Below are 11365 nucleotides of genomic sequence, written 5' to 3'. Positions count from 1 at the left end.
TTATACGACAGATAACACCCCCACCATTGTAGCACAGCCCCGATGGTCAACCTGAACAGCGCCGCAGGTCCAACGACAAGACACCCTCATAGGTCCAGGGTGTCGGTCGGGCTCGACTGGATTGTCACCGGCGGACTCGAATAAACCACGGGATACCCCGGGGATCCTGGAACAACTAACGAATAGTGAAGGGGTTGTTGGCACGCTCTTGACCGCCGCATCGCGAGCTTAAGCTAAGGATAATCGCGGGGCAATCGCCGAGCTGTTCTGGCCTACGGTAAACCGCGGCCGGGGAGGCCTGGTGGATCGGCGCGGTCTGCGCAATCCCGCCGGCGGGTCATGGCGCGCGGGAACGACCGGCGGCGCTCCTGGAGGACGTCGAGCTGGACTCGCTCGGCTGCCCGGATGGTGGGAAAGCTGATTGCACACCGTCACTCAACGCTTTCCATAAGGGATCATCACAGAAGATGAACAACAATTTTTGCAGTTGGTTACTTTTTTAAGCGTGTACAAGTGTCTTCTCCTGCCACCAACCAAGGGGGCAATGTGGCAGGGAAGAGCAGGACGAGAGACCGGCACGTCAAGTGTCCAGGGTTTAACTACCGCTATCACTACCGAAGTGTCGACGGGTGGCGGATGTGCAAGCGCCGCCGCAAGCGCCTTTTCCTGCAAACCCGCTCGCCGTGGGCTGTCGGCGGAAATGGGCGAGTTGACAGCCGAGCTGGTTTGGTTTGAGGTAACCGCGGCCCGAGCGACCGAGTTTTTTCGTACCATTCGCGAGCGTATAGCCGCCGAGTGCGAGGCCGAGCTGAACTCGATCGTCTACTCCGACGGCTGGAAGGCCTATAATAAGCTGTCTCTCAACGGCTTCCACCACAGGCGCATCAACCATGACAAGCTGCTGGTTGACGGCAAGGTGCCTATCAACGATTTCCGGGGCTACACCAAACATCGCCTAAAACCTACCACGACGGCTTCAAGCGCAGCTTCAGGCTGTTTATCAGGGAGCTGGGGTTCAGATTCAACCATCGCGACGACGAAAACGCCCTTACCTATCTCAGGAGCAGTCTTTACGCTTTTTCATCATTAGGTGATAATCCCTTCCATGTTAGGCCGATCAACCATAACAAAACCCTGGACGAGGGCGGTGTGCCTCTCAACGGCGGGGTGGACGCTCAGGGCAGCCGGGATTGGAGTTGAGGACCAGCACAAGAAACCGGGCCCCAGATCGGCAGCCCGGTCAGCCGCTGTTGGAGCCGGGCTGTGCGCCCCTTGACGAAGGGCTTCCGTCCGGGAAGGCGGATTGCCGGCCGACCTTGCTCGACCGGGTAACAACCACCGCTTTGAGTTCGGTGCCCGGGATGCCGGGCGCTGCCCGACAATGCTTGCTTACCGCTCTCAGTTTCGCAAGCCGGGCTTAGCTGTTGCCGGCCTGCCCAGCGAACTAACGCCACCTGAACCCCAAAGCGATAACCAACAGTTTGTCAACGATATATTCCGGCCGCCCGGAAAGATAGCTCCCTGAAGGGAAGCGCCCGAGCTACGGATCGCGGCGGCACTCGACGCACCCTCCTCAACAGCTATCCCGGCGCCGACCTGGTATCGCCGAGGCCCCGGCTCAGCTTGCGCTTGCCGGGCCGCCGAGCGAACACCAGGGACGCGGTCACGTGGCTGAAAGCGCCCGGGTAGAGGACCCGACCCGGTCGGAGCCGACCGACGACGAAGGGCCGGCGCATTTCTTGCTCGAGAGCGCCCCCCGGCGATCTCGAACTGCAAGAAATGTGACGGCCCGGCGGCACGCATCGCCGTGATCTGCGGGCCGCCTTCCCCCGCCCCTACTCGGCCAGAGCGGCTTCGAATTTGACCAACTGCTCGCGGAAGAACTCGTTCTCCGGGTCGAGCTCCAGGGCCCGCTCCTCCCACTCCACGGCGGCGGCGGGATCCCCGGCGACGAAGTGGGCCTCGGCGAGGGTGTCGAGGATGTTGGGCTCTTCGGGCAGCAGCTCGTGGGCCCGTCGGGCCAGCTCCAGGGCCCGTTCCGGCTTCAAGCCCCGAGTGGCCAGCTCCCAGGCGGCGGAGTTGTAGGCGTAGGCGCGCTGCTCGGCGGGCAGATCGCCGTCCTCCAGACCGTCGACAATCTCCAGGGCCCGTTCCAGCAGCAGGGGATCGCCGACGGAGAGGTAGTGGCCTAAGACGACGCCGGGCTCCCACTGATCGTACATCGCGCTCAACCGGGCCACGGGTTCGGTGTCGTCGTCGACACGCAGGTCGACCAGGCGGTCGGTGACGCCCTGGTAGCCGCCGCCCTCGCGGACGACGAGCAGGGCGGCGGACTGTTTGCCCCGGGAGTCGCCCCCGGCGGCGTCGCCGGCCTCCAGCGCCGCCAGCAGCCGCCGCGCCAGATTGCCCCCGGCATCCTCGTAAGCCGCCGCCATGGCCTCCAGCACCTCTTCGCCGACGAGGATGTTGCCCTGGACGCAGTAGCCCGCGCCGAGGCGGTGCCCGGCCCAATCCGTCGTCGCTTCGCCGGTGAAGGCCGCGGCGGCGCCCCGGGAATCGACGAGGCCGAGCTGGCGGAGCGCCCTGTCCTCGTCGAGCTCGGTGAGGATCTCGACGACCTGCTCGGCGCTGAAGCCGACCTCGAGCAACAGCAGGGCGTCGCGGCCGTAGGAGAGGTTGGTGTGGGCCTGGGTGGCCGCGGCGCCGGTCCCGGCGGCGGCCCAGGGCACGAAGGCTCCCACAGCCAGAACCTTGCTGGCCACGGCGACGCCCCACTCCCCGGCCGCGGCGTCGTGGGCGACGATGGAGAAGGTGGCGGTGCGGCCGACGGTGCCGACGGCGCCGGCGGTGACGACGAGGATAAGAACGGCTACGGCTACGGGCTTGAGAAAACGCATCTTCCCCCTTGGACTTGACTGGCGTGGTCGACGGGCTTCGACGATCGACTACAGTATAACTCAACGGACCGGGGTAGTCAGGCGCTTGCGGTCGCGGCGCCGTCGGGGTATTATTCGGCTGGATTGACAAACCGCACACGAGCCGAGGGGGCCGGAAATGAAACAACCGCGCTGGATGGTCGTCGCTCTGTTGACGCTCTGCGCCGCGGTCGCGACGGCGGCCGACGGTGACTTCACCTTCGTCGTCCTCGGGGACCGCACCGGCGGTCACCAGGAAGGCGTCTACGGCCGCGTCGTCGAGGCGGCCCTCGGGGAGAGCGCCGACCTCTACCTGACCGTCGGCGATCAGATCGAGGGTTATTCGGCTAACCCGGACCGGGTAAGAAACGAGTGGACCGAGTATCTGGGCATCGTCGAGGCGCTCGACGGTCCGCTCTACCAGACGCCGGGCAACCACGACATCTGGGACGGGGCCAGCGAGGAGCTGTGGCGCGAGGTCACCGGCCGCGAACCCAACTACTCCTTCGATCACGCCGGGGCGCACTTCGTCGTGCTGGACACCAGCCGGTTGGACAACCCCGCCGAGCTGCCCCTCGAAACCCTGACCTGGCTGGAGGACGACCTCGACGCCCATCGGGAGGCCCAGCCGACCATCGTCCTCTACCACAAGCCGCTCTGGTACAACTTCGTCGCCGTCGGCCGCGACGACCCCCTGCACGAGCTGCTGGTCGACTACGGCGTCGACGCCGTCTTCTGCGGCCATTACCACACCTACGCCGCCGACGTCATCGACGGGATCACCTACACCATGGTCGGTTCCTCGGGGGGGCGGATGTGGGACGACATCCCGGAGCACGGTCACTTCTACCACTACGTCGTCGGCCGGGTCGGCGACGGCGGGCTGGAGCTCGAGGTCGTCCCCCTGGAGCACGCCGGCCGCTGGGAGCACGGCTACCTGAGCGCCGCCGAGGTCCACCTGTTCGACGACATCCGCCGCGGCACCTTCAGCTTCGAACCCGTCTTCGTCGGCGAACGTCCCGGCGGCGAGAGCGTCGACTTCGAGCTGACCGTCACCAACCCCGTCGACGATCCGATCGATGGCGAGCTGACCTGGGACAGCCGGGGCGACTGGAGCGTCGAGCCCGGCGGTGTCGAGGTCGAGCTGGAGCCCGGCGCGTCGCGGAGCTTCGCCTTCACCGCCGAATTGGCCCCCGGGGGCGCCTTCTACCCCCTGCCCTGGGTCGAGCTCCCCGTGCCCTACCGCGCCGACCGGGCCTTCCGTCTGGGCTCCTACCCACGCATCCTGCGTACCGAGGTCGCCCGACCCCTCGTCGAGCCCCTCGTCGACGGCGTGATCGACGAGTTGGAGTGGCTGGGCGCCGGGGTGACCGAGAGCTTCGCCTGCGACCAGGGCTGCCCCAGCGACGCCGAGCAGACACGCTTCTACTGGGGCTACGGCCCCGAGCACCTCTACGTGGCCGCCGAATGCCGCCAGCAAGACCCCGACTCGATCGTCGCCCGGGCCGCCGAGCGCGACGGCGCCGTCTACTACGACGACTGCGTCGGACTGTTCCTCGCTCCGGCCGGGCCCGCGGAGGACGTCTACCAGCTCTACCTCTCCATCCGCGACGTGGTCTTCGACCAGCGGATCTTCCCGACCGACGGCGGCCTGGACGCCGACGCCGACTGGAACGCCGACTTCCGCCACGCCACCGCCTACGAGGACGGCGTCTGGGGGGCCGAGCTGGCCATACCCTTCAGCGAACTGGGCGTCGAAGCGCCGACGCCGGGCGACGCCTGGCGGGTCAACTTCCGCCGCAAGCAGATGGCGGCGGGCGCCGTCGCCGACTGGCAATTCCCCATCGACTACGACGCCGCCGGCTTCGGCCGCCTGCTGTTCCTGGGGGCGGAGGCCGTGGATTAGCCTAGCTGAAAACCTCGTCTAGCTGGACGAAGCGGGTGGGACCCGGAGCCCACCCGCTTTTCCACAGCTCGCCGCTCAGCCGCCCTAGGGCTCCAGGGCCGCCTCCAGCTCGCGGCGGTGCTCCGCCGAGCCGCAGACGTCGAGAGCGATTTCTTCGTCGCGGACGGTCCGCGCCGGGGCGGGGTCCAGGCCCCGGCGGGTGTAGAGGTCGTCGAAGGCGGTTTGGTAATCCGCCAAACCGGGCAGGGGCAGGCCGAGGGCCAGCTTGAGCGCCCAGACTCGGACCACCTTGCGCGCCAGCGCCTCCCGGGTAACGTCGCCGTTCTCGAGGGCCTCCAGCAGGGCCCGCCGGGCGGCACTCATCGCCGCGCCGTCGTGGCAGACCAGGGCCAGATCGGCTCCGGCGACGATCGCCATTCGCGCCGCCCCGCCGACGGCGTAGTCCTCGACGATGGCCCCCATCTCCAGATCGTCGGTAATCGCGGGGCCGTCGAAACCGATCTCGGCGCGCAGAACCCGGTAGGCCACCGGGGAGAGGCTGGCCGGCAGCGCGTCGTCGAGAGCGGGGATGACCACGTGACTGACCATGGCGGCCCGGGCGGGGTGGTTGTCGGCCAGCAGCGCGGTGAAGGGCGGCCATTCGTAGTTGCGCAGGTGGGCTTCGTCGACGGGGATGACGGGCAGGTCATAGTGGGCGTCCAGGCTCGCCTCGCCCTTGCCGGGGAAGTGCTTGGCGCAGCAGGCGACGCCGGCGGCGTTGAGCCCGTCGGCCAGGGCGGCGCCGTAGGCGGCGACGACATCGGGATCGCCGGAGAAGGCCCGGTCGCCGATCCCGGGATTGGCCGGGTTGGTCAACACGTCGACCACCGGGGCCAGGTTCCAGTTGCAGCCGACGGCGGCCAGCTCGCGGCCGATCACCCGCCCGACGACGAAGGCGCCGTCGACGTCGGAGACCTCCGCCAATTCGGCCATCGGCGGAATGTAACTGAAACCGCGCTTGAGCCGGCGGACCCGGCCGCCCTCCTGGTCGACGGCGACGAGGAGGCCGGGCAGGCCGAGTTCGGCGGCGGCCTGTTGCAGGCCGCCGGTCAGTGCGCGCAGTTGGGCCGGGTTTTGGATATTGCGGCCGAAGAGGATCACCCCGGCGGGTCGCAGCTCGCTCAGGCGGCGGAGCGTTCCCTCCTGGAGGCTCGTCCCGTCGAGGCCGACGACGAGGAGCTGGCCGACCAGGTCTTCATCGGTAAGCTCCAAGGCGCTTTTTTCCAATTCGAGAAACACGTCGCGGCGCTCCGCGGGAGGCGTCGGCTCCCAGCCCGACAGGATCCGGCGGTTGGGCCACAGGGCCAGGGCGAGTCCGGCCCCCAGCGCCAGCAGGACGATCAGGATCAGCCAGCGTTGCAGTTTTTTCCTCCCCACGGGCGCGGCGGCCTGTCCGGACCGGAGTTTCAATACTCGATCCCCGGGCGGGCGGGACGGCCTTGGTGATGGTAGTGCTTGACGGCCAGGATCTCGCTGACCAGGTCGGCCCGGGCGACCAGCTCGGGCGGAGCGCCACGGCCGGAAAAGACCAGCTCCACCGGCGGCCGCCGTTCCAATAACGCCAGGACGGCCTCGAGCTCCAGCAGCCCGAGGTCCAGGGCGACCAGCAGCTCGTCGCCGATGACTAGGTCGTAGTCGCCATTCGTGGCCAGGTCGACCAACCGCTCCCAGCCCTGCTCGACGAGGCGTCGATCCTCCGCCGTCGGCGCGGCCGGATCGACGAAGCCGGTGCGGCCGAAGACCTCGACGCGGACGCCCGCCTGGCGGGCCGGGCCGATCTCTCCCGAGGTTCCCCCTTTGAGGAACTGGACGACGGCCGCGCGCAGGCCCCGGCCCCGGGCCCGCAGGGCCAAACCGAAACAGGCCGTCGTCTTGCCCTTGCCGTCGCCGGTGTAGAGCTGAACGGCGGGGGCGCTGTCAGCGGTGTTGCTCATCGGCGTACCTGCTTGGTGGAGTCGCGGCGACCGGCGCCGTCACGCTTCTTGCGTTCCGCGGTCCGCGGGGTGCGGACCGCGGGCAACAAGCGCGCCGGCGCCTGCGTTGTGCTTCACCCCAATCAGCCGTCTGCCCGTTTCTCCCGTTGAAGGTCGATGAACAGTTCGACGATCCGGGGGTCGTAGCGTGTACCGGCCTGGCGGGCCAGTTCGGCGAGGGCGTCGTCGATGCTGCGGGGCTGCTGATAGCGGCGGCCGGAGACCATGGTGTCGTAGGAGTCGGCGACGGCGACGAGGCGGGCGCCGAGGTGGATGTCCTCGCCGGCGGCGCCGTCGGGGTAGCCTTCGCCGTTCCAGTGTTCGTGGTGTTGGCGGACGGTGGCGACGCAGGCGGGCCTGAAGCCCATGGCCTCGAGGATGCTGGCGCCGACGACGGGGTGCAACTGTACCTGGCGCAGCTCCTCCTCGGAGAGGTTGACGGTGTCCTGGATGGTGGCGTCGGCCAGGGTGGCGATCATGCCGACGTCGTGGAGGATGGCGCCGTAGACGATGGGCTGGATGGTTTCCTTGCCCAGCTTGAGCCGCTCCGCCAGGGCGGCGACGTAGCGGCTGACGCGCTCGGAGTGGCCCCGGGTGTAGGGGTCGCGGGCGTCGATGGCTGCGATCAGCCGGCGGATGGTCTCGACATTGCGGCCTTCGAGGCGTTCGAAGAGGCGGGCGTTCTCCAGGGCGACGGAGAGCTGGCGGGAGAGGGTCCACATCATCTGCAGGTCCTCGGTGTCGTACTTACGTCCGCCGATCTTGGGCCCGACGGCCACCAGGCCGAGGAACTCCCGCGCGGTCACCAGGCCGCAGACCACGGTCATGCCGAGTTCGGCCAGCTTCTCGGTCAGGCGTCCCTCGTCGTGTTCGGCCAGGGCCAACAGGGGCAGGGGTTTCTTGGAGCGCATCAGCAGCTCGGCCATCTTCCTGGGCACCGGCGAGGAGTAGTTGGTGTCCTCGGTTTTGACGCCCTTGACCAGCTTGAGGCTCAGGCGCTCCTTTTCGACGAGGAAGGCGGCGCCGCCGGCGGCGGCCAGTTGGCCGATCAGGGTGATCAGGAAGGTGCCCAGCAGGTCCTGGACGGCGGCCGAGGCGCTGAACTCCTGGGTGGCGGAGAAGATGGTCTTCAGCTCGACGGTCTTGCGGGCCAGCTTGCGCCCGGACTTGTCCAGGGCCCGCTTGGCGGCCACCAGGCGCTGCTGGACCTCGTCCAGCTCGACGGCCAGGGCGCTGCGGCTGCGGTGGTAGGCGGTGAACCATTTGAGCAACTGGCCGAGGAGGGCCAGGGCTTCGACCTCACCGACGACGATGGGGCTGGGCCCGAAACAGATGAAGCCGTGCAGGCCCTCGTGGTCGCGCAGGCGGATGATCGCCTGGGTGCCGGCCAGGCGCAGTCCGTCGAGGACCTGGTTGGGCGGCAGATCGCGGTTCCAGTCCGGGAAGATGATGAAGTCCTCGGTGGCCCGCTTGAGGTGCTCGATGAACGGGCTGTCGGCCTTGATGTGGAAGCCGCTGCCCAGGCCGGGGCGGTTGCCGGCGATGGCCAGGGGGATGTAGGTGCCGTCTTCGTGGTCGCCGAAGAGGGTCAGCCAGGGGATCTTGAAGCGGGCCGAAGCCGCCGTCAGCGCCGTTGACAGGGGCTTGGACCTGGCGTCGATGCCGCTGAGCATCTCGGCGAACTCCAGCACGTCCGTCGGCGTGGAGACCGAGCGCAACGGCACCTCCTCGTCGGGCTCCAGGGGTTTGAAGTCCGTGGTGGTGGTGCTGGCGCTCTTGAGGTGCTTGAAGTGATCGAGAGCCTCGTAGACCGATTCGAAGTTCTGGAAGTAATCCAGCAGGTCGAGGGATTCGAAGACGCGCAGGATACGCGGCGGCATGGCGACGAAGACCACATCGCCGCCCGCGGCGCGGATCTCTTTGGCCACGGAGATGAAGGCCCCCACCCCGGCGCTGGAGATGAATTCCAGTTCCTCGGTGATGAAAACGCTGTTGTAGGCGCCCTCGCCCAGGCAGGCGTCGAAGAGCTTCTGGATGCCCGTGGAGCCCTGTACCCCCAGCATGCCACCCAGGCGGAAGAGCAGGATTCCGTCGTCGGTTTTCTTGACCAGCTCGATGCTGAGTTCTCGCACGCCACCCCCAGAGCCGCCGCTCGGCGGCGTTTGTGTCATTCTTTCTCGCCGTCGCGGTTTTTATACAGATGCAGGACGTTATAGCCGTCGCGGCTATAGCGCTCGATGCCGTCGGTGACCTTCTCCATGATCAACAGCCCCAGGCCGCCGTCGGCACCCTGGTTGACCAGGTGATCGACCCGGGCGGAGTCGTTTTGCTCGGGCAGGAAGAAGGGGCCGTCATCATAAATGAAGGCGGAGACGCGATCGCTCTCCACCTGCATTTCCACGCGGATCTGCCGGTCCTCGCGGCCGTTGTAGGCGTGCTCGATGATGTTGGCGCAGCCCTCGTAAACGGCCAGAATCATGTCCTCGACCAGCTTGAGCGACAGTCGACGCAGCCGACCCACCCGGCGGATGAAGCTGTTGATCGCAGCCAGGGCGTCCACCTGGGAACGGATACAGATGCTGTATCGATCGCGCTCCATCTCACTGATCCGCTCGAACCCTCCCGCTCGTTCAATCCGGCTACGTCCGACCCCGCGCCGACCCGGTCGACGCCGTTAGCGGGGCTGCTATGCCCTCCATCACTACATACTAGGGCCGCACAACGGGAAAGTCAACGCCTCAAGACACGCCGTGCCTCCCTCGAACAGGGAAAAAGTGGCCAAAAGCCGCCCTGGAGCCGTTTTTAGTGCATTTTTTACTTGACATTCACGCGAACGCCCATATATAGTACATCTACAGAGAGGGGGCGAGTTAGAACCGCTTCAGTAGCGGCTTTAGCGAAAGAACCAAAGGCAAGTTCTGCGTAAGCCATTATAATACAAGGCGTTACGCTTAACAAATGCCCGGTCGGCCCCGGGAGACAAGCCTCACCAACGGACCACGGGGCCTGCGAAACCCCGGTCCACCACCAACAAACAGTTTTCGCCTCCGGAAGTCACGGAGGAAAGTGGATCCCATCCACTAAACCACCCGGCGCCCCGAGCGCCAACAAGGAGATAGGGGGATACTATGACCAAGCAAGACCTCGTAGACCGTATCGCCAACCAGACCGGTCTCACCAAACGCCAGGCCACCAACGCTCTGAGCGCCACCATCGAAGGTATCAAGGACGCCATGAAGGGCGGCGAGCGCGTCACCCTCGTCGGCTTCGGCACCTTCTACGTCGCCGAGCGCAAGGCCCGCACCGGTCGCAACCCGCGGACCCAGGAAAAGATCAACATCCCGGCCCGGAAGGTTCCGAACTTCCGTCCCGGCAAGGACCTCAAGGAACTGGTCCGCTAACCTGTTTCGCGTTCAGAGGGGCCCCCGGCGGGGCCCCTTTCTTTATCCCCGCGGCCTCCCCCAACCAGCACCGCGATCGGCAAGCGATAGTGGAGCAGATATCGCCAATAAGACCGCCTTATTGAGATAAAAACGGAAAGAATACAAACTTAATCTGTTTATTAGCTTATTAGACAGCAGGCATGGACGACTTATACCACCCCACCCGGGTAATACTTGAGAACAGCGCTCGAATGAGTTAACATTCTGCTCGGAATAGCCGCTTAGTATCCTGACAGCCAGCATCAACCGGGAGAGTCGACCAATGAAACAGTTCGACGTCGTCGTCGTCGGCGGGGGACCCGCCGGCTCGATCACCGCCTCGACGGCCGCCAGCTACTACCCCGACAAGACCGTGACCCTGGTCAAGGACCAGAAGCAGGGCCTGGTGCCCTGCGGCATCCCCTACACCTTCCACGATATCGACGTGGACGGCAACATCCCCAAACCCAAGGGTCAGCCCCCCTTCGAACCGCTCGTCGACGAAGCCCTCTCCCTGGACCTGGAAAACAAAACCGTCAAGCTGGCCTCGGGCGAAGAGCTGGGCTATCAACGCCTGGTGCTGGCCACCGGCTCGGTGCCCAAGGTTCCCGGCTGGCTGCCCGGCCGCGACCGCGACGGCGTCTTCTACATCGCCAAGCGCGTCGACGCCCTGCGCCGGGTCAATAAGATGGTCAAGGACCGCAAGCGCGTGGTGATCATCGGCGGCGGGTTCATCGGCATCGAGGTCGCCGAGCAGCTCCAGAAGGACGGCCACGAGGTGACCGTCGTCGAGATGCTGCCCCACGTCCTGGCCACGGCCTTCGACGACGAGTTCTGCCAAGAGGGCGAGGAAATCCTCCAGGACATGGGAATCAAGCTGGCCACCGGGGCCAGGGTTACCGAGATCGCCGCAGGCCAACCGCTCAAGGTGATCCTCGAAAGCGGCGACGCCATCGACTGCGACGCCGTAGGCATCTCCGTCGGCTACTCCCCCAACGCCAAACTCGGTCTGGACTCCGGGCTCAAGGCCGGCCCCCTGGGAGCCATCGCCGTCGACGAGTACCTGCGGACCTCGGCCGAGGGCGTCTTCGCCGTCGGTGACTGCTGCGA

Annotated in this window: 9 protein-coding genes; 4 read left to right on the top strand and 5 right to left on the bottom strand. The window is 66.5% G+C overall.

Annotation, left to right across the window (positions count from 1 at the left end; all coding sequences use genetic code 11):
• Positions 1–709: 709 nt before the first annotated feature.
• A complete protein-coding gene (locus GF399_12580; protein ID MBD3401149.1) occupies positions 710–1090 on the top strand; it encodes a hypothetical protein in 381 nt (126 codons plus the stop codon).
• Positions 1091–1835: 745 nt separating this feature from the next.
• On the opposite strand, the gene GF399_12575 is transcribed toward GF399_12580, so the two are convergent.
• Positions 1836–2897, bottom strand: a complete 1062-nt coding sequence (locus tag GF399_12575; GenBank protein MBD3401148.1) for a DUF1028 domain-containing protein — start codon at positions 2895–2897, stop codon at positions 1836–1838.
• Between the two features lie 157 nt (positions 2898–3054).
• On the opposite strand from GF399_12575, the gene GF399_12570 reads away from it, so the two are divergent.
• Positions 3055–4821: a hypothetical protein gene (locus tag GF399_12570; protein MBD3401147.1), complete on the top strand. Its 1767-nt coding sequence runs from the start codon at positions 3055–3057 to the stop codon at positions 4819–4821.
• An 84-nt stretch (positions 4822–4905) separates the two neighbouring features.
• On the opposite strand, the gene nagZ is transcribed toward GF399_12570, so the two are convergent.
• The 4 genes from nagZ to GF399_12550 form a co-directional block, all read right to left on the bottom strand.
• Positions 4906–6270, bottom strand: coding sequence for a beta-N-acetylhexosaminidase (nagZ, locus tag GF399_12565; protein ID MBD3401146.1), 1365 nt, complete (start codon positions 6268–6270; stop codon positions 4906–4908).
• Positions 6267–6794, bottom strand: coding sequence for a cob(I)yrinic acid a,c-diamide adenosyltransferase (locus tag GF399_12560; GenBank protein MBD3401145.1), 528 nt, complete (start codon positions 6792–6794; stop codon positions 6267–6269). The genes nagZ and GF399_12560 overlap by 4 nt, the downstream gene beginning before the upstream one ends.
• 122 nt (positions 6795–6916) lie before the next feature.
• On the bottom strand, positions 6917–9004 hold the full coding sequence (locus GF399_12555; GenBank protein ID MBD3401144.1) for an HD domain-containing protein: 2088 nt from the start codon (positions 9002–9004) through the stop codon (positions 6917–6919).
• A complete protein-coding gene (locus tag GF399_12550; protein ID MBD3401143.1) occupies positions 9001–9432 on the bottom strand; it encodes a hypothetical protein in 432 nt (143 codons plus the stop codon). Before GF399_12550 ends, GF399_12555 begins: the two co-directional genes overlap by 4 nt.
• 529 nt (positions 9433–9961) lie before the next feature.
• Between GF399_12550 and GF399_12545 the strand changes: the two genes are divergently transcribed.
• Both GF399_12545 and GF399_12540 read left to right on the top strand, forming a co-directional pair.
• On the top strand, positions 9962–10234 hold the full coding sequence (locus GF399_12545; protein MBD3401142.1) for a DNA-binding protein HU: 273 nt from the start codon (positions 9962–9964) through the stop codon (positions 10232–10234).
• Between the two features lie 304 nt (positions 10235–10538).
• Positions 10539–11365 (top strand): SidA/IucD/PvdA family monooxygenase (locus GF399_12540; GenBank protein ID MBD3401141.1); only part of this gene is annotated, 827 nt, incomplete at its 3' end.

The organism is Candidatus Coatesbacteria bacterium, from assembly GCA_014728225.1.
In the GTDB taxonomy this organism is placed as follows: domain Bacteria; phylum RBG-13-66-14; class RBG-13-66-14; order RBG-13-66-14; family RBG-13-66-14; genus WJLX01.
The sequence above is the reverse complement of the archived record's forward strand: the minus strand, read 5'-3'. Positions and strand labels throughout refer to the sequence as shown.